The sequence below is a fragment of the Kribbella pratensis genome (assembly GCF_004365355.1).
In the GTDB taxonomy this organism is placed as follows: Bacteria; Actinomycetota; Actinomycetes; order Propionibacteriales; family Kribbellaceae; genus Kribbella.
Map to the genome: position 1 here is coordinate 225,778 of NZ_SODP01000005.1, position 17,820 is coordinate 243,597.

Annotated in this window: 18 protein-coding genes; 6 read left to right on the plus strand and 12 right to left on the minus strand. The window is 68.3% G+C overall.

All coding sequences use genetic code 11. The features are described 5' to 3' along the window. Window positions 1-2: 2 nt before the first annotated feature. A complete protein-coding gene (locus EV653_RS39230) occupies window positions 3-1,439 on the minus strand; it encodes a flavin-containing monooxygenase (protein WP_134111400.1) in 1,437 nt (478 codons plus the stop codon). A gap of 114 nt (window positions 1,440-1,553) precedes the next feature. Between EV653_RS39230 and EV653_RS39235 the strand changes: the two genes are divergently transcribed. Both EV653_RS39235 and EV653_RS39240 read left to right on the plus strand, forming a co-directional pair. Then, window positions 1,554-1,925, plus strand: coding sequence for a YciI family protein (locus tag EV653_RS39235; RefSeq protein WP_134111401.1), 372 nt, complete (start codon window positions 1,554-1,556; stop codon window positions 1,923-1,925). A gap of 72 nt (window positions 1,926-1,997) precedes the next feature. Continuing rightward, window positions 1,998-3,221 (plus strand): RNA polymerase sigma factor, encoded by a 1,224-nt coding sequence (locus EV653_RS39240; RefSeq protein ID WP_134111402.1) that lies wholly within the window; start codon window positions 1,998-2,000, stop codon window positions 3,219-3,221. Here EV653_RS39240 and EV653_RS39245 read toward each other — a convergent pair. Then, window positions 3,197-3,613 carry a MerR family transcriptional regulator gene (locus EV653_RS39245; protein ID WP_134111403.1) on the minus strand — a complete coding sequence of 139 codons (417 nt, stop codon included), beginning with the start codon at window positions 3,611-3,613 and terminating at the stop codon, window positions 3,197-3,199. The genes EV653_RS39240 and EV653_RS39245 overlap by 25 nt on opposite strands. Window positions 3,614-3,637: 24 nt before the next feature. On the opposite strand from EV653_RS39245, the gene EV653_RS39250 reads away from it, so the two are divergent. Continuing rightward, window positions 3,638-5,053, plus strand: coding sequence for a DHA2 family efflux MFS transporter permease subunit (locus tag EV653_RS39250; protein ID WP_134111404.1), 1,416 nt, complete (start codon window positions 3,638-3,640; stop codon window positions 5,051-5,053). Here EV653_RS39250 and EV653_RS39255 read toward each other — a convergent pair. After that, window positions 5,034-5,987 carry an RNA polymerase subunit sigma-70 gene (locus tag EV653_RS39255; RefSeq protein ID WP_134111405.1) on the minus strand — a complete coding sequence of 318 codons (954 nt, stop codon included), beginning with the start codon at window positions 5,985-5,987 and terminating at the stop codon, window positions 5,034-5,036. The genes EV653_RS39250 and EV653_RS39255 overlap by 20 nt on opposite strands. 148 nt (window positions 5,988-6,135) lie before the next feature. Between EV653_RS39255 and EV653_RS39260 the strand changes: the two genes are divergently transcribed. Further along, window positions 6,136-6,519 (plus strand): DUF4870 domain-containing protein, encoded by a 384-nt coding sequence (locus EV653_RS39260; RefSeq protein ID WP_202872041.1) that lies wholly within the window; start codon window positions 6,136-6,138, stop codon window positions 6,517-6,519. 10 nt (window positions 6,520-6,529) lie between these two features. Continuing rightward, window positions 6,530-7,345 carry a phosphotransferase family protein gene (locus EV653_RS39265; RefSeq protein ID WP_134111406.1) on the plus strand — a complete coding sequence of 272 codons (816 nt, stop codon included), beginning with the start codon at window positions 6,530-6,532 and terminating at the stop codon, window positions 7,343-7,345. Here EV653_RS39265 and EV653_RS39270 read toward each other — a convergent pair. The 9 genes from EV653_RS39270 to arfA all read right to left on the minus strand — a co-directional run bounded on the left by EV653_RS39270 (window position 7,335) and on the right by arfA (window position 16,920). Next, window positions 7,335-8,222, minus strand: coding sequence for an NUDIX hydrolase (locus EV653_RS39270; RefSeq protein ID WP_238160751.1), 888 nt, complete (start codon window positions 8,220-8,222; stop codon window positions 7,335-7,337). The two genes, EV653_RS39265 and EV653_RS39270, sit on opposite strands and share 11 nt — an antisense overlap. Window positions 8,223-8,241: 19 nt before the next feature. Then, window positions 8,242-10,428 (minus strand): 1,4-alpha-glucan branching protein GlgB, encoded by a 2,187-nt coding sequence (glgB, locus tag EV653_RS39275; RefSeq protein ID WP_238160752.1) that lies wholly within the window; start codon window positions 10,426-10,428, stop codon window positions 8,242-8,244. Window positions 10,429-10,589: 161 nt separating this feature from the next. Beyond that, window positions 10,590-12,002 carry a maltokinase N-terminal cap-like domain-containing protein gene (locus EV653_RS39280; RefSeq protein ID WP_134111408.1) on the minus strand — a complete coding sequence of 471 codons (1,413 nt, stop codon included), beginning with the start codon at window positions 12,000-12,002 and terminating at the stop codon, window positions 10,590-10,592. Then, a complete protein-coding gene (treS, locus tag EV653_RS39285; protein WP_134111409.1) occupies window positions 12,002-13,717 on the minus strand; it encodes a maltose alpha-D-glucosyltransferase in 1,716 nt (571 codons plus the stop codon). Before treS ends, EV653_RS39280 begins: the two co-directional genes overlap by 1 nt. Window positions 13,718-14,153: 436 nt before the next feature. Then, window positions 14,154-14,504 (minus strand): type II toxin-antitoxin system HicA family toxin, encoded by a 351-nt coding sequence (locus tag EV653_RS39290; protein WP_134111410.1) that lies wholly within the window; start codon window positions 14,502-14,504, stop codon window positions 14,154-14,156. Further along, window positions 14,504-14,698, minus strand: coding sequence for a hypothetical protein (locus tag EV653_RS39295; RefSeq protein WP_238160753.1), 195 nt, complete (start codon window positions 14,696-14,698; stop codon window positions 14,504-14,506). Before EV653_RS39295 ends, EV653_RS39290 begins: the two co-directional genes overlap by 1 nt. 73 nt (window positions 14,699-14,771) lie before the next feature. Then, window positions 14,772-14,972, minus strand: coding sequence for a hypothetical protein (locus EV653_RS39300; protein WP_134111412.1), 201 nt, complete (start codon window positions 14,970-14,972; stop codon window positions 14,772-14,774). 8 nt (window positions 14,973-14,980) lie between these two features. Then, the gene (locus tag EV653_RS41870) at window positions 14,981-15,685 is read right to left on the minus strand and encodes a sunset domain-containing protein (RefSeq protein WP_134111413.1); all 705 of its coding nucleotides are present in this window, start codon (window positions 15,683-15,685) and stop codon (window positions 14,981-14,983) included. Window positions 15,686-15,789: 104 nt separating this feature from the next. Next, a complete protein-coding gene (gene arfA, locus EV653_RS39310) occupies window positions 15,790-16,920 on the minus strand; it encodes a channel-forming protein ArfA/OmpATb (protein WP_238160754.1) in 1,131 nt (376 codons plus the stop codon). 266 nt (window positions 16,921-17,186) lie between these two features. On the opposite strand from arfA, the gene EV653_RS39315 reads away from it, so the two are divergent. Beyond that, the gene (locus EV653_RS39315) at window positions 17,187-17,741 is read left to right on the plus strand and encodes a helix-turn-helix domain-containing protein (protein WP_134111415.1); all 555 of its coding nucleotides are present in this window, start codon (window positions 17,187-17,189) and stop codon (window positions 17,739-17,741) included. The last annotated feature ends 79 nt before the right edge of the window (window positions 17,742-17,820 follow it).

The window sequence follows — 17,820 nt, forward strand, 5'->3', positions numbered from 1 at the left end:
AGCTAGGCGACGAACTGCATGACCCCGTCCTCGACCGGCCCGAAGCGCAACGTCACGAGATCGCGCGGGTAGTTCTGCCGGAGGCGCCAGGGCCCTTGACTGCCCTGGCGCGGGAGGATGGCGGCGGCGCGGCGGATGTAGCCGGAGGACAGGTCGACGACCGGCCGGGGCGGAGCGTCGTATTCGGCTGGGTCGACCTCCGGGACGCAGATCCGGGTGCCGGTCGCGGTGAGGTGGTTGAGGAGCCGGCAGACGTACTGCGAGGTCAGGTCGGAGCGCAGCGTCCAGGAGTTGTTGGTATATCCGATGCACCAGGCAAGGTTCGGTACGCCGCTCAGCATCATGCCCTTGTAGACGAACGTGTCGTGCGGCGCAACGGACCGCCCGTCGACCGTCACCTGGATGTTGCCGAGTGCAACCATCCGCAGACCGGTCGCGGTCACCACGAGATCCGCCTCCAGCTCCATACCGGACCGCAGCAGCACGCCCCGAGGAGTGAACCGCTCAATCTCGTCGGTCACCACCGAAGCGGACCCGTCCCGCAGAGCCTTGAACAGATCCGCGTCCGGCACCAGACACAACCGCTGGTCCCATGGCTTGTACTGCGGGGTGAAGTGCGGATCGACCGGGATCGACTCCGGCAGCTCGCGCGCCACACCGGCGTTCAGCAACCAGGCCGCATGCGCCGGCCACTTCCGGAACGCGCTGTAGAGCGCGGTGCTCAGGGCAACGTTCTTCCCGCGGATCAGCCGGTGCGCGAGGTTCTCCGGGAGTACGGCGCGGAGGCGGTCCGAGAAGGCGTCGCGGGCGGGGCGCGAGGCGACGTAGCTCGGCGTACGCTGCAGCATCGTGACGTGTTCCGCCGTACCGGCCATGGCGGGCACCAGCGTCACGGCGGTCGCGCCGCTGCCGATGACGACCACTCGCTGGCCGGTGTAGTCCAGATCGGCCGGCCAGTGCTGCGGATGCACGATCCGGCCCTCGAACGAGCTCTGCCCCGGGAAGTCGACCACGTACCCCGCGTCGTAGTCGTAGTACCCGCTGCACACATACAGGAACGAGCAGGTGTAAACCGAGTCGCCCGTCTCGACCGTCCACAGCGCCTCGGCAGACGACCACGAGGCGCGTGCCACGCGTTGGCCGAAGCGGATGTGCTTGTCGATCCCGTACGTCGACGCCGTCACGTACAGGTAGTCGAGGATCGCCGGCCCGTCCGCGATCGCCTTGGCCGCCTTCCACGGGTGGAACGGGAACCCGAGCGTGAACATGTCCGAGTCCGACCGCACCCCCGGGTACCGGAACAGGTCCCAGGTGCCGCCGAGCGCGTCCCGCGCCTCGAGCACGGCGTACGTCCGGTCCGGGCACCGCGTCTGCAGGCGGTACGCCGCGCCGATGCCGGACAGGCCCGCGCCGACGATGAGGACGTCCAGATGCTCCACCGAAGTCACAGTACTCAACAGTAATGAAGATTCTTCCCGGGTGTTGTCGATTCCGTGTGGCGGCGATCGTCAGCAAGATGTTCAGTACAAGCCCTACACGAGGGAGAGCCTGAGATGGCGCAGTACATGTTCCTGCTGTACGACAGCGAAGAGTGGTACGACAACGTCACGCCGGATGACTGGCAGCAGGCGATGAAGCTGCACGGGGCGTTCGCCGAGGCGGTGGAGAAGGCCGGGGCGCGGATCCTCGGCGGGGAGGCGCTCGAGCGGTCCACGACGGCGAGCACCGTGAAGCAGCGTGAGGGCGCCGAGCCGCTGGTCACCGACGGTCCTTTCATCGAGACCAAGGAGGCGCTCGGCGGCTACTACGTCATCGAGGCCCGTGATCTCGACCAGGCGCTGGAGCTGGCCAAGATCTGCCCGTCCGGCAACGTCGAGGTCCGTCCGGTGATGAACACCTCGTCGGACAGTCAGCCGCCGGCCTGACATGCCTGAGCCGGGTACGCCGACGCTCCGTGCTGTCGGCGTACCCGCGGGGGACGAGCGGGGGGACGAGCGATGACTGAGGCGGTAGAGGTCACCCGGGTGGTGGACCAGGCTCATCGGGAGAGCTGGTCGACCGTACTGGCGTCGGTCGTGCGTCTGACCCGGGACCTCGACCTGGCCGAGGACTGCACGCAGGACGCGTTCGTGCAGGCGTTGCGGACCTGGCCGGACGGGATCCCGTCGAACCCGGGCGGCTGGCTGACCACGGTCGCGCGACGCCTCGCCCTGGACCGGCTCCGGCGGGAGACCAATCTGTGGCGGAAGCTCCCACTGCTGGTCGAGGAACCCGGCGAGATCGAGCAGCCGACGGATCCGCTGCGGCTGGTGTTCACCTGCTGCCACCCGGCGCTGGCGCGCGAATCGCAGGTCGCGCTGACGTTGAGGCTGATCTGCGGACTGACGACCCGCGAGGTGGCGGCCGTCCTGCTGATCAGCGAGTCGACGGCGGCAGCGCGGATCACGCGGGCCAAGAAGAAGATCGCGGCGGCCGGCATTCCGTACCGGATCCCGGCGGATCACGAGCTGCCCCAGCGGTTGGACGCCGTGCTGACCGTCGTACATCTGGTCTATACGGCCGGGCATCTTGCGGCGGGGTCGGCGTTGACTCGCACCGATCTGACCGGCCGCGCGGTCGAGTTGGCACGGATGCTCGAGCGGCTGATGCCGGACGAGCCGGAACCGCAGGCGTTGCTCGGGTTGCTGTTGATGACCGAGGCGCGCGGTGATGCACGAGTGAGCGCTGACGGCGAGCTGGTGTTGCTCGCGGATCAGGACCGGTCGCGGTGGGACGCACAACTGCTCGCGGAGGGCGTCTCGCGAGCGACGGCGGCGTTGGAGCGCGGCCACGGGCGGTTCGCGTTGCAGGCGGCCGTTGCCGGGTTACACGTGACCGCGCCGTCGTGGTCGAGGACGAACTGGGGTCAAGTGGTCCGCATGTACGACGCGATGCTGGTGAGCTGGCCGACGCCGATCGTCGCTCTCAACCGGGCCGCCGCGCACAGCCTCGTCCCCGGCGCGGACCTGAACACGGTCCTCGGCGAATTGGATGCCTTGAGCAAGGAACCCGCGTTGGCGACGTACGCCTATCTGCCGGCCACTCGCGCCGACGTGCTCACCAGGCTCGGTCGCACGGACGAGGCCGCCGAGGCCTACCGGGAGGCGATCCAGCTCACCGCCAACGAGACCGAACGCCGCTTCCTGACCGCGAGGCTTCAGGCGCGCGGGGCCCAGAGCTGATCGGCGTCGCCGGCTTCCATCCGGCCGCGGTACACGTCGATCTTGTGGTCGATGAGCTCCAGACTCTCCTGCAGCTCGGCGAGCTGGGTGAGTACGTCGGAGCGGTGCGCCTCGAGCAGCTCGAGCCGGTCCTTCTCGTTGCCGCGCCCGGCGAGAACGAGCTCGGCGTACTGGCGGATGGTGCGGATCGGCATCCCGGTGGCGCGGAACTTGGTGCAGATCTTGATCCAGTCCAGGTCGATCTGGCGGTACCGACGGCGCCCGCCGGCGGTGCGGTCGACGGTGGTGACCACCAGGCCGGCGCGTTCGTAGTACCGCAGCGTGTGGACGCTGACGCCGGTGCGTTCGGCGGCCTCGGCAATGCTGATCCCGCGTTCATTGACTTCGAGCACGCTCTAAATCCTACCGTCGATGGTATGACCCTCTCAACGCTCGAGGACACTGGTCTGACCAGTGCTCGCAGGTACGCCGTCCTGGTGATCTGCTGCGCCAGCCTGCTGATCTCGGTGATGGACATCTCGATCGTCAACGTCGCCCTGCCCGCGATCCGTGACGGGCTCGGCGCCTCGACGGCCGGACTGCAGTGGACCGTCGACGCCTACACGCTCGTGCTCGCGAGCTTCCTGCTGCTGGCCGGATCGACCGCCGACCGGTTCGGTCGCCGCCGGATGTTCCGGCTCGGGCTGATCGTGTTCGGGATCGGTTCGCTGCTGTGCAGCCTGGCGCCCGGTATCGGCTGGCTGATCGCCGCGCGGGCCGTGCAGGCGGTCGGCGGCACGATGCTCAACCCGGTCGCGATGGCGATCGTGGTGACCGTGTTCCCCGATCGTGCCGAGCGGGCCAGGGCGATCGGGATCTTCGGCGCGACCGCGGGGCTGTCGCTCGTCCTCGGCCCGATCCTCGGCGGCGTGCTCGTCGACGGCCTCGGCTGGCGGTCGATCTTCTGGGTGAACCTCCCGATCGTCGTCCTCGCGGTGGTCTTCACCAGCCTGTTCGTCCCGGAGTCGCGTGCCGCCCACGGCCGCCGGTTCGACCCGATCGGACAGCTCCTCGTGATCTTCGTCCTCGGCGGTGTCGTGTCGGCGATCATCGAGTCCGAGAAGCACGGCTGGGGTACGCCGTTCATCGTCGGACTGCTCGTGATCGCGGCCGTGTCGGCGGTCGCCCTGATCGCGTACGAACGTCGCCGCGAGGAGCCGCTGCTCGAGCTGCGCCTGTTCCGCAGCGTCCCGTTCAGCTCCGCCGTACTGATCGCGCTGTTCGCCTACAGCGGCTTCGGCGCGTTCCTCTTCGTCACGACGCTCTACCTGCAGAGCGTCCGCAACCTGTCCGCCCTCGATGCCGGCCTGTCCCTGCTGCCGGTCGGTCTGCTGATCTGCGTGCTGTCGCCGCTCACCGGCCGCGTGGTCGGTTCGCTCGGTCCGCGGCTGCCGCTAGTTGTCGCGGGTACGGCGCTCACCCTCGGAGCGGCCGCGTCGATGACGATCGGCATCGCCACCCCGCTTCCCGTGGTCCTCGCGATCTTTCTGCTGTTCGGCGTCTTCCTGGGCACGATCAACCCGCCGATCGCGAACTCGGCGGTCTCCGGGATGCCCGCGTCGATGACCGGGCTCGCGGCGTCGCTCGCGTCGGTCGGGCGGCAGACCGGTATGTCGCTCGGTGTCGCGATCGCCGGATCGATCGTCGGTGCCAAGGCCACGACCGATCCGCAGGCGTTCGTCCACGCCGCCCATCTCGTCTGGTGGCCGATCATCGCGATGGGACTCGTCGTCCTGGCGCTGGCCCTGGTGAGCACGAGCCGCCGCGCACTCCTTACGGTGCAGGCGGTGTGAGTGGCAGACCGAAGTGCGTGACCAGGCTGGGTGTGCTGAACACATGGATATGGGTGAGCCCGGTGGCCGTCGGAGTGAGCACGGCGATGCCGTACGCCTCGCCCTTGAAGTAGGCGCCGACCGCGGGCTGACCGTTCGCGACGATCGGTAGCATCCGCCAGTCGCCAGGTGAGCCGACCGCGGAGGCCAGCAGCTGCAGGCACATCACCCGGCCGTTGAACCAGGCAGTCGTGCCGACCATCTCGATCGCCGCGTCCGCACGCAGGGCCCGCTCCAGGGCCGCCATGTCGGCGTTCTCGAAGCCGCTGACGTAATCCGCGAGCAGAGCCTGCGCCCGGGGGTCGTCCGGCTCGACGATCGCCTCGGTCGGGTTCTCGTCGAGCCGGGCCCGGGCTCGTTGCAGCGTGCTCTTCACCGCCGCGACGGAGGTGTCCAGCATCGTGGCGACCTCGGCGGCCGGGAACGCCAAAACCTCGCGCAGGATCAGTACGGCGCGCTGTTTGGCCGGCAGGTACTGCAGAGCCGCGATGAGCGCCAGCCGCAGGCTCTCCCGTGTGGTGACGATCGTCGCCGGATCATCGAGCACCAACGACTCCGCGATCGGCTCCATGAAGAGCACGGACGGGTCGTCGGGAGGCGAGCCGGGGGAGAGGTCGGACGCCGGAGTGCCCAGCCCGGATGGCAAGGCGCGGCGGCCGCGCTGTTCGAGTGCGGTGAGGCAGACGTTGGTCGCGATCCGGTACAGCCAGACCCGCACCGACGAACGCTCCTCGAACCCCGACCAGGACCGCCACGCCCGCAGGTAGGTCTCCTGGACGGCGTCCTCCGCCTCGTGCACCGATGCGAGCATCCGGTAGCAGTGCGCGAGCAGCTCCTTGCGGAACGGCTCGGTTCGGCTGTCGAAGTCGCTCACCATTACCTCTTCCGTCGTCATCGGCCCAGCACCGGCCGTGCCCAGCCTGCCATCCGCCGGATGGCATCGTCTCCGCCCGTGCTCGGCATCATGGATCCTCTCGTTGCTGGTCGTTATCAGTACTGACCAGCGCTGCCGCGAAAAGGAATCGGCGTGCTTCACTGGGAGTATGAGCACTCCGGGCTCAGAGCCGGCGTTGTCGGCCTCGGAAGAACGCACGTGGGCGATGCTCGCGCATGTGGGGGTGTTCATCGCGGCCTGGTTCGCGATGGGGTTCCTCTGTCCGCTGATCATCTGGCTGCTGTTCCGGGGGCGGTCCGAGTTCGTCCGCAAGAACGCGGTGGAGTCGCTGAACTTCCAGATCTCGCTGCTGATCTACACGGCGATCGCCGTCGTCCTGGTGCTGATCACGTTCGGTCTCGGGGTGCTGATCATCGTGCCGCTGATCGTGATCGGTGCGGTCGCGGCAGTCGTGGTGATCGTGCTGGCGACGATCGCGGCGTCGAGCGGGCAGGAGTACCAGTACCCGCTGACGATCCGGCTCGTCCGCTAGGGTCTGGCCGGTGGAGCTCATCGGCCAGGGGATGGAAGGCGCGGTCTACGACCTCGGGGACGGGACCGTGCGGAAGGTCTGGTTCGACCGGCGGCCGGAGGATGTGTTGCCGCTGAAGGCGTTCCTGGACGAGCTGCCCGAGCTGCCTTTTCGCACACCGCGGATCCGCGAGGTTGACGTGGGGGAGAACGGGCTCGCGGTCAGCGTGGAGGACAAGCTGACCGGCGTGCCGTTGCATGAGGCTGGGCTGCCCGAGTCGAGGGCGCTCGATGCCTTTGTGTTTGTGGTTGAGGCGCTCCGCACAGCGCGGCCCGGTCCGGCGAGCCGAGCGCTACCGGTGATCGACGAGCCGTTCGGCGGACGGTCGTGGGGCGAGAGTCTGGCCGCCCTTGTACGTCGTCGTGCAGCAGCGTCGAAGGTTCATTTCGAGCGGGACGTGCCCGGTTTCCCTGGACTGCTGGAGACACTGGTCGAGGGGCTGCGCGGTCTGCCGGAGCTCGAGTTGAGCGTCGTGCACGGGGACGTGTGTCCGCCCAATGTGCTGATGCACGGCTCAGAGGTTGCCGCGGTGCTCGACTGGGGGTTTCTGTCGACTGCCGGGGACAACACGTTCGAGGCGTCGTTGGCGGCGGGGTTCTTTGACATGTACGGGCCGGAGGCGCGGCGGCTCGACAACCTGTTGCTGGATCGGTTTGCGGAGCTCGGGCACGATCGGGACCGGATGCGGTTGTACCGGCAGGCGTACGCCGTCATCACCGCGACCATCTACGACGAGAACGCCGGTGACGGGCATTACGTCTGGTGTGTCAACCAGCTCACGAGGTGATCGGTACGCCGGCTCGTAGGTTGTAGAGCTGGTTCGGCGCGGCCAGGAGCATGGGGAGGCGGCGGGCGTTCAGCGGTGAGACCAGGCCCTCCAGCTCCTCGGGTGCGTGCCACGACAGGGCCCGGATCTCGAAGCCGTCCGGGTGGAGCTCGTCGATCAGTGACGGGTCGTGGACGCCGCCGTCGTACAGGATCTCGACCGCGTCGCCCCAGCCCTCCCAGCGCGGTAGCCAGTCGATGGCCAGTACGCCGAGCAGCGGCAGCGCCGTACCCATCTCCTCCTGCATCTCGCGGGACGCACCCGTCGCCGGGTCCTCGTCGGGCTCGACCACACCGCCGGGCAGCTCCAGGTCCTTCTTGTAGCTGACCTGACACAGCAGGACACGCCCAGCGGTGTCGCGTACGACGACGTGGGCGATCACCCGCTTCTTGGGCAGCGTCGAGTCCATCAACGCCGTCCAGCCTGTCACCGTGTTCGGCCGTGGGTCGTCGACGCGCATGCCGTAGATCGCGACGTCCCGGCGCTCACCGTCCACGAGCGCGGCACCACGCAGTACCCCTTCGCGCCGGAAACCGGACCGGATGGCGACCCGCGCGGTCGAATGCAGCTCCGGGTCCACCTCCACCTGCAGCCGCTCGAACCCGAGCTCACCGAAGGCGTACTCCGTCACGAGCCGCATAGCCTGCTCAGCCACCCCGGGGCCGCCGTCGAGCGACCAGACGACCAGAGCGACACCCGGCGTGGTCTGGCGCAGCTCAACCGTGCCCATGGTGTCGCCCGTGATGCCCGGGACGTTGTGCTCGACTATGAACGTCGTCACCTGCCCGTTCGGCTGCGAAGGTCGCAGCGTCAGCTCACCATCTGACAGGGGTTCCACGGCGGTCACCCCCTGAACGCTACCCGGTGAAGCGGAGGTACACCGTTGCCAGGGGTGGGACGGACAGCTCGGTGCTGGTGGTCATCCCGTGCCAGCCCGGTCCGTCGGCCTCGACGGCGCCCAAGTTGCCCACACCGGAGCCGCCGTACGTGTTGGCGTCGGTGTTGACGACCTCTTCCCAGCGGCCGGCGTATGGGAGACCGAGGCGGTAGCCGTAGTGCGGGATCGCGGAGAAGTTCGCGACACACGCCACGGTCGGCTCACCTTCCTCGCCGTACCGGACGAACGAGAAGATGTTGTTGCTGGCATCGTTCGCGTCGATCCAGCTGAACTTCTCCGCGTCATGGTCGGTCCGCCAGAACGCCGGGTTGTCCTTGTAGACCCGGTTGAGATCGCGGACCAGCCGCTGCAGACCCTGGTGGTCGCTGTGGTCCAGCAGCCACCAGTCCAGCTCGCCCTTCTCCGACCACTCCGACTCCTGGCCGAACTCGCAGCCCATGAACAGCAGCTGCTTGCCCGGATGCGCCCACATCATCGCCAGGTACGCGCGCAGGTTCGCCAGCTGTTGCCAGCGGTCGCCGGGCATCTTGCGGAGCAGCGATCCCTTGCCGTGCACGACCTCGTCGTGGGAGAGCGGGAGGACGAAGTTCTCGGAGTACGCGTACATCATCGAGAACGTCAGCTCGGAGTGGTGGTACTGCCGGTGCACCGGCTCGTGCTCCAGGTAGCGGAGCGAGTCGTTCATCCAGCCCATGTTCCACTTGAAGCCGAACCCGAGCCCGCCGAGATGCGTCGCGCGGGTGACGCCCGGCCAGGACGTCGACTCCTCGGCGACGGTGATGACGCCGGGGACGCGCTTGTAGAGGGTCGCGTTCATCTCCTGCAGGAACGAGACGGCCTCCAGGTTCTCGCGGCCGCCGTACTGGTTCGGGACCCACTGGCCGTCCTGGCGCGAGTAGTCCAGGTAGAGCATCGAGGCGACCGCGTCCACGCGCAGGCCGTCGATGTGGAACTCCTCGGCCCAGTAGATCGCGTTCGCCACCAGGAAGTTCCGCACCTGGGGCCGGCCGAAGTCGAAGACCAGCGTGCCCCAGTCCGGCTGCTCGCCGCGGCGCGGGTCCGGGTGCTCGTACAGCGGTGTACCGTCGAAGCGGGCCAGGGCCCAGGCGTCCTTCGGGAAATGCGCGGGCACCCAGTCGACGATGACGCCGATCCCGGCCTGGTGCAGCTTGTCGATGAGTAGCCGGAAGTCGTCCGGGTCGCCGAAACGCGAGGTCGGCGCGAAGTACGACGTGACCTGGTAGCCCCAGGATCCGCCGAACGGGTGCTCCATCACCGGCATCAGCTCGACATGGGTGAACCCCATGTCGTTGACGTAGGCAACGAGTTCGTCGGCCAGCTCGCGGTACGAGCGGCCCTTGCGCCAAGATCCGAGATGTACTTCGTAGACGCTCATCGGCTCGGCGTACGCCTCGGCCTGCGCGCGCCGCTCGAGCCACGCGGCGTCGCTCCACTCGTACGACGACTCGGTGACGACGGACGCGTTCGCCGGCGGAGTCTCGGCCAGGTTGGCCATCGGGTCGGCCTTCTGCCGCCAGACGCCGTCGCGGCCGCAGATGTCGAACTTGTACCGCGTGCCCGCGCCGACGCCGGGCACGAACAGCTCCCACACGCCGGACGAGCCGAGCGAACGCATCGGGTGCGCGCGGCCGTCCCAGAAGTTGAAGTCCGCGGTCAGCCGGATCCCCTGCGCGTTCGGGGCCCAGACGGCGAACGACGTGCCGGTGATGGTCCCGGTCGGGCCGTCGTACCGGCGGACGTGGGCGCCCAGCACAGTCCACAGCTGCTCGTGCCGGCCTTCGCCGATCAGATGCAGGTCGACCTCGCCGAGCGACGGGAGATAGCGGTACGGGTCGTCGACCACGACCGCGGGACCGTCGGTGTAGGTCACCTCGAGGCGGTAGTCCGGCACCTTGTCGACGTCGAGTACGCCGACCCAGATGCCGTCGTGCTCGTGCCGGAGGTCGAGGCGGTGTTGCTCGGTGTCATCGCCGTACAGCACCGTGACGCTCTTCGCGAACGGCCGCAGCGCGCGCACCGTCACACCGTGCTCGCCGAGATGCGGGCCGAGCACCTGATGAGGATCGTGATACGTGCCGGCGACGAGTCTGTCCAGGTCGGTCCGATCGACCGGAACCGCTGTCACCACAGGCTCCTCAACCGCCACCACAGGCTCCTCAAAAGCTTCGCGCTCTCCCATGAATCCCATCCTGCCCGATCAGCATCGTCTTCACTGCACCCCGTACCCGCGGAGTCACGACGTACACAATCGTCATCCGGCCCTCGACGGCCGGAGATTTCGGCGAACTACTGTTCGGCCAGGTGAGCCGCTGCGGACAGCGGGATCCGCAGCCAGGTCGGGCGGTTGCGGGCCTCGTACAGCACCTCGTAGATCACCTTGTCGGCGAGGAACGCGTTCAGCAGCACGGGCTGCTCGCGCGGATCGGTGCCCGCCACCTCGGCGTACCCGTCGCAGAAGGCATGCTGGTTGCGCGTGGCCCACTCGGCCGCGCGGTAGGCGATCTGCTGGTCGCCCTCGTGATCCTGCAGCAACGACCGGGCCGCGTAGTCGAACGAGCGCAGCATCCCGGCGATGTCCTTCACCGGCGTGTCCAGCGCCCGCCGCTCGACCAGCGACTTGGCCGGCTCGCCCTCGAAGTCGATCAGCTTCCAGCCGTCGATCGTCCGCAGCACCTGTCCGAGATGGAAGTCGCCGTGGATCCGCTGCACCGTGACCGGCTGGTCGTACTCCGCCAGCGCGTCGAAGGCGCGCGCCAGACCATCGGCGTACGGCGCGAGCTCCGGGATCGCGGCAGCGGCCTTCTCGAGCCGGCGACGCATCGCGCCCGCATGCTCGACCAGCTTCGCCGGCTCCCAGATGTCCGTGCCGAGGGCCTTGGCCAGCTCGGAATGCACCTGCGCGGTGCTCGCGCCGAGCCGGTGCGACTCGCCCGCGAAGTCACCGCCGACCTCTTCGGCGTGCAGGTCGGCCTCGGCGTACAGGTCACGCACCGACGAGGTCGCGAACGACCAGCCGTCGGTCGCGCTCTTCTGGAACGCCGTCATCATCGCCAGCTCGCCCGAGTCGTTGCCGCCGCCGGCGCGCGGCCACCTGCCGCGCGCGGAACCCAGCACCTCCGGGACCAGCTCGGACCCGTACTCGGTGAGCGCCGACTCGATCTCGACCCCCGGGTTGCTCCCGGGCTCGAGCCGGCGGAACACCTTCAGCAGCGCGACGTCGCCGAACACCAGCGACGTGTTGCTCTGCTCCACGGTGAGGACCAGCGACTGCGCGTCCTCAGGTACTTCGATGGTCCGGTCCGGAGCCTGGACGGGATGGAACTCCAGCCCGTCCAGCTGCCGTCCGTGCGTGAGCCCGTCCAGCCAGTACGGCGTTGCTTCCTTGTCGTGCAACGCGTCGTACACCCAGACGTCGGCGTCGCCGAGGTCCGGCTCCGCCCACTCGCCGACCAGCGCGTGGCCGAGGTTGTCGACCGGTGCGCGGTGGTAGCTGAGCGGCAGCTGGTACACCCGGATCGGGATCTCCACCCCGGGCGGACCCGCACAGTAGACGAACCCGATCCGGACCGCCGGCCAGGCGCCCTCGTCCGACAGCCACACCGAGGTGGCCATCGCTTCGACGTGGACGTCGTGTCCCTTCTCCCCGAACCACCTCTGGCCGGAGCAGAAGGACTGGACCTGGTCCAGATGCGAATTCACTACATGCTCTCCTCGTGGTCAGCCGGCTTCGCCAGCCGGAACCAGTAGAAACCGTGGGCGCCGAGGGTCAGAAGGTAGGGCAACTCCCCGATGGTCGGGAAGTGCACACCGCCGAGCAACTCGATCGGCTCCACTCCTTGCCACTGCCGCAGGTCCAGCTCGATCGGCTGCGGGAAGCGGGACAGGTTGTTCACGCACAGCACGACATCGTCGCCGAACTCGCGAACGTAGGACAGCACGCTCGGGTTGGAACCACCCAGATCCGTAAAAGTACCCATGCCGAAACACGGGTGCTGCTTGCGGGTCTGGATCATCCGGCGGGTCCAGTGCAGCAGCGACGAGGCGTTCTCCATCTCGGCCTCGACGTTCACCGCCTGGAAGCCGTAGACCGGGTCCATGATCACCGGCAGGCTGAGCTTGCCGGGCGTCGCGGTGGAGAACGAGGCGTTGCGGTCCGGGGACCACTGCATCGGCGTACGGACGCCGTCGCGGTCGCCCAGCCAGATGTTGTCGCCCATGCCGATCTCGTCGCCGTAGTACAGGATCGGGGAGCCGGGCAGGCTCAGCAGCAGCGCGGTGAACAACTCCATCTTGTTGGTGTCGTTGTCCAGCAGCGGTGCGAGCCGGCGGCGGATGCCGATGTTCGCCTTCATCCGCGGGTCCTGCGCGTACTCCGACCACATGTAGTCGCGGTCCTCGTCGGTGACCATCTCGAGCGTGAGCTCGTCGTGGTTGCGCAGGAAGATGCCCCACTGGCAGGTGTCCGGGATCTCCGGCGTCTGGGCCAGGATCTCCGAGATCGGGAAGCGCGACTCCCGGCGGACGCCCATGAAGATGCGCGGCATCACCGGGAAGTGGAACGCCATCTGGCACTCGTCGCCGCCGGAGTCGCGGTCGCCGAAGTACTCGACCACGTCGGCCGGCCACTGGTTCGCCTCGCAGAGCAGGACACGGTCCTCGTAGTTCGCGTCCACCTCCTTGCGGACCCGCTTCAGGAACTCGTGGGTGCGGGGGAGGTTCTCGCAGTTCGTCCCGTCGGACTCGAACAGGTACGGGACGGCGTCCAGCCGGAACCCGTCGACGCCGAGGTCGAGCCAGAACTTCAGCGCCTCGATCATCGCGTCGCCGACGTCTGGGTTCTCGAAGTTCAGGTCGGGCTGGTTGGAGTAGAACCGGTGCCAGAAGTACTGGCCGCGGACCGGGTCCCAGGTCCAGTTCGACTGCTCGGTGTCGACGAAGATGATGCGCGCGTCGGCGTACTTGTCGTCGGTGTCGGACCAGACGTAGAAATCGCCGTACGGGCCGTCGGGATCCGACCGCGACGCCTGGAACCAGGGATGCTGGTCCGAGGTGTGGTTCATCACGAAGTCGACGATCACCCGGATGCCGCGGGCGTGGGCCTGCTGCAGGAACGCGGCGAAGTCGGCGACCGTGCCGATCTCCGGCATCACCTCGGTGTAGTCCGAGATGTCGTAGCCGCCGTCGCGCAGCGGCGACGGATAGAACGGCGGCAACCAGAGGCAGTCGACCCCGAGCCACTCGAGATAGTCGAGTTTCTCGGTCAGACCCTGCAGGTCGCCGATGCCGTCGGCGTTCGAGTCCTTGAAGGACCGCACGAGGACCTCGTAGAAGACGGCCCGCTTGAACCACAGCGGGTCACTCTTCGTCAGTCCGTGGTGCTGCTCCGGCAGCATGTCGGTCACGCTCACCTCCATCGGGTGTCTTCAAACCTAGTTCCCGTACCCCGTTCGGGCGCACCTAAAAGGGGAGGGCAGTGCATTGCTCCCGGAAGATCCCCGGGGGTACCGCGGTGATGTGGTGACGCCGTCGGCCGGACGGTCCCGCAAGGCGTTCCGCCTAGTCTGACGGCCCTTTGCCAGTACAAGCAAATGGGCTCGCAGACATGTCCTCCACCAGGCCCGGCGGTCAGCGCCGGGGTCCGCGCTCCTGCTCCCGTTGCGTGTACTGCGTTGTCCCGCGCCGTCCTCCGCCGCGTAGCCACCGCGGTCGTCGCTTCACCGCCTCGGTCGCAGGCGGCTGCCCTTTGTCATAGGGAAAGAGCCGGTCCTCAGGAGTGATGACAGCATCGGGCGTCAACACCTCGTCCGCCTCGTCCGAACCGCCGGCCGCCGGAATCTCCTTCGCCACGTCTCAGCGCCTCCTGCCGCGTTTCTTCCCATGTCGCTGGGTCACCGGCTGGTCGCGCCGACCGGACCCGGACGCACCGCCGCTCCCTGGTGCGGGGCTACCGCCGTTCAGCAGGTCCATCGCCTTCTGCTGGTCCGGTGGCTGCCGGTCCGGTTCGCCCTTGCCGTTGAGGTTGGCCTGCCTCTGAATGGCGCTCCAGGTGCCCGTCTTGATCTCGTCGTGCTTCGGGACCGACACCGTTCGCTTGCCCCGTTGCCAGATGACATGGTCGCCGTGGCCCCGCTTCTTGCCCGGGACCGGCCGATACCCGGCCGCCCGGAGTTCAGCCTCGGCGTCCAGGCGCTTCTTCGCCATCAGTCTTCCTCGAGCGTCACGACCAATTGCTCAGGAATGCCTACCACGTCGGCCAGTGCGACCAGGGCGGCCTTCAGGTCCTCGATGGCGGCCTCACGGGTCTCACCTTCACCATTGGCGAACGCGTCCGGGGTCAGCGCCGCCGAGGCTGTCCAGCCGCCGTCCTCGGTGTCCTCGGTAACGACGAAGGACACTGTGATGTCTCGCTGCAACTTCGCCTCCTGGCTACTGAGTGTTGTCGCGATCGTAGGACCGGGCTGGGGTCAGCTACGGGAGGTCGATGACGAGTTGGTCGGGGATGCCGGATTCGGCGGTGGCTTGGGTTATCGAGGTGCGGAGGTCCTCGAGGGCTGCTTCGCGGGTTTCGCCTTCGCCCTGGAGGAAGATGTCGGGCGTGAGGGCTGCTTCGGCCAGCCAGGTGCCGTCTTCGTCCTGTTCGACGACGTACGGGACGTGGAGTCGGGGCACGGGGATCCTCAGTCGCGGGGGTCGGCGGACTTGCGCGGGCGGCGGGTGTACTTGGTGAAACCGGCTCGCTCGGCGTCGGCCTCGGTGCGGAACCAGACTTCGGGTTTCGTCCGGCCGTAGTACGGCGAATCCGGCGTGTGGAACAGCATCGACTGCGCGTTGCCCTTGATCGTGAAGCCGTCCGGCGGTCCTTGGTGCGGTACGGCGTCCGCCGAGCCCTCGCCGTACCTTCCTGGTACGACGTCGGCAGTCTGCGGCTCCGGCGCCGCCATGTCGACCTCGAACAGGGTCGGCTCGGACTCCATCACCCGGGAGAAGACAGGCTGCGGCGCCTCCTGAGCAGGAGCCTCGGGCGGCGCAGCCGCCGCTGGTGGCGCGGCGGGCGCTGGCGGTGTCGCGGGCGTTTGCGGTGCGGCGGGGGTCTGCGGGGCGGCGGGGGTCTGCGGGGCAACAGGTGCCTGCCGTCCGGCAGACGTCTGCGAGGCGGCGGGAGTCTGTCTGGCAACGGGCGTCTGCGGGACGGCGAGGGGCTGTGATGCGGCCCCGGCGCTAGGTGCCGTCGTGGCTCCTACGAGGACGGGTTCCTTTTCGGCCGGCTCGTCGGCAAGGGCGGGAGCGGGGCGGCGGCGGTCGAGCAGGACCCAGGTGATCGCCGCGCCGAGGGAGAACGCGAGCAGCGACCACAGCCAGTTGTGGCGTAACAGCCAGCTCATCCGCGCGCCTCCCTCACCAGGCGATGTACGAGCCACGCGGCCGCGCTGCCCAGGACGAAGGCGACCAGTAGCAGGATCCAGGTCTCGGCGATCAGCCAACTCATTCAGTTCCCCTGCACTACTCGGAGCTCGGCCCGGCGGTTCGCGATCCGCCCGGCACCGGTGGCGTTGGAAGCGATCGGGAAGGCCTGCCCGTACCCGTGCGCGAGGATGCGGTTCGCATTGACCCCGAGTCGCACCAGCTCCGCCTTCACCGCGGCGGCGCGACGCTCGGACAACGGCAGGCTGGTGGCCGGCGAACCCAGGTTGTCGGTGTGACCGGCGACCTCGACCCGCACCGTCGTACACGTCCTCAGCAGTGCGGCCGCGCGCACGACCGACGGCTTCGACGCGTCGTTCACGATCGACGTGCCGGATAGGAAGTTGATCTTGTACTGCCGGCTGAACTCGGCCAGCCGGGTCTGGAACGTCCGGCACGGCTCGCTCAGCGCGGTCTTCGGCGGCTTCGGCAGCTGCAGCTGGTCCGCGAGAACCGCACCGGGCACCGCCTTCGCAGCGGCCCGTCCGACGGTCGCCTTGGTCGCCTGGTCCGGCACCTCGCCGGAGAGCGTGACGGTGTCCCCGTCGTACCGCACCGAGGCGTCGCCCGTCCCGATCGCGAGCGCCCGCAAAAGCGCGGAGAGCGTCGCGGCATCGGCGATCCCGTTGGCCGGATCGATCGTCGTGCGGTCGTCGTACTGACGGTCCGGGCCGAGCAACTCCTCGACTTCAGCGGAGATCGCGTCCTTGACCGCCTGGCTCCGCACCGGCGCCTGCACCCGGATCGATTGATTCGTCCGCCCGACCTCGAACGCCGGTACGCCGGACTCCTCGGCCGGCGCACTCGGAGAAGTCGGCGTCGCACCAGGTGTCGGAGTAGGTGTCGGAGTAGGTGCCGGAGTAGCTGTGGACGCACCCTCGACTCGGACCGAGCGAACCCCTTCGACTCCGGCAGCGATCGCCTGGATCTGCGCCGGATCGACGTCACCGGCGACGACGATCTTCGCGTCCCGGCCGTCGAAATCGACCGACGCGTTCTCGATCCCCCGGGCCTTCAACGCCGCGACCGTACGGTCGCGCAGATCGTCCTCGGTGGTGCCGGCCTTGGCGGGAATCAGCACAGCCGTCAGCAGTACGGGTACTGCGAGGGCCGCGAGCAACCAGATGACGAGCGGCCGCCGAACCAGACCGGGCACTGTTCCTCCGTGGATGCGGTCAGAGTGGCCGTGCGCGAGGAGACTACTCCGCATCGCCCCGGCTCCGCACACTCCACGGGGGAGCGTCGCCGATTTTCCTTCTGCAGAAGCGGGTTATGGAGCTGTCGGGGAGCTGCCTCGGGGAGCTGTCCTGTCTTGGACAGGACGCATATGTGCCAGCCCGCTGCGCAGGGAATCCCTTGACTTAGTTCGCGCCGTAAACCGTACTTATGGCGGGCAGTTCGACTGGGGAGGGGCTTGCTGTGATGTCGTTGGAGAGGCAGTCCGATTCGTCACTGATCATCGGCGTGGCCGCGTCCACGGCCGAACGGGTACAGCTGGCTCGCCTGCTGGGCGATGCCGACGCGCTGCTCCTGGTGTCGAGCGCGGATCAGGCCCGCGCCTTCCTGGAGCTCACCGGAGTCACGATCGCCCCGAGCTCGGCTGTCATGGCTCCCACCACGGCTGCTCCCACTGCTGCTCCCCCCACGGCGCCGGTCGCCAAGCCGATCAGAGCGGTGCCGGAGCCGGTCGCCGAACTGCGCCTGGACGTCGACCGCCGCGTGGTCCGCTGGAGGGACCGCGAGATGCCGTTGACCCGGCTCGAGCACGACTTCCTGCACTGCCTGGTGACCGAGCCCGGCCGGGTCTGGACGTACCAGCGTCTGCACCACGCCGTCTGGGGCAACGAGCACCTCGGCCATGGCTCGCACATCCACTCGGTCGTCAAACGCTTGCGTCAGAAGCTCTCGAACCTCGGCGCCACCGTCACGATCCACGCCGTCCGCGGCGTCGGCTTCCACCTCCTCCCCACTGCTTGACGCGGTTTCCGGAAGCTATTCGCCACCGGGTGACAAGAAAGTTCCGCAAAGGGCGCGGCCCCCGGACCAGGTGGTCCGG

Coding starts and splice junctions, on each gene's coding strand:
- EV653_RS39240 (WP_134111402.1), top strand. CDS start 1,998: ATGACTGAGGCGGTAGAGGTCACCCGGGTGGTGGACCAGGCTCATCGG.
- EV653_RS39315 (WP_134111415.1), top strand. CDS start 17,187: ATGTCGTTGGAGAGGCAGTCCGATTCGTCACTGATCATCGGCGTGGCC.
- EV653_RS41870 (WP_134111413.1), bottom strand. CDS start 15,685: ATGAGCTGGCTGTTACGCCACAACTGGCTGTGGTCGCTGCTCGCGTTC.
- EV653_RS39250 (WP_134111404.1), top strand. CDS start 3,638: ATGACCCTCTCAACGCTCGAGGACACTGGTCTGACCAGTGCTCGCAGG.
- treS (WP_134111409.1), bottom strand. CDS start 13,717: ATGGAGGTGAGCGTGACCGACATGCTGCCGGAGCAGCACCACGGACTG.
- EV653_RS39235 (WP_134111401.1), top strand. CDS start 1,554: ATGGCGCAGTACATGTTCCTGCTGTACGACAGCGAAGAGTGGTACGAC.
- EV653_RS39255 (WP_134111405.1), bottom strand. CDS start 5,987: ATGACGACGGAAGAGGTAATGGTGAGCGACTTCGACAGCCGAACCGAG.
- EV653_RS39290 (WP_134111410.1), bottom strand. CDS start 14,504: ATGGCGAAGAAGCGCCTGGACGCCGAGGCTGAACTCCGGGCGGCCGGG.
- EV653_RS39260 (WP_202872041.1), top strand. CDS start 6,136: ATGAGCACTCCGGGCTCAGAGCCGGCGTTGTCGGCCTCGGAAGAACGC.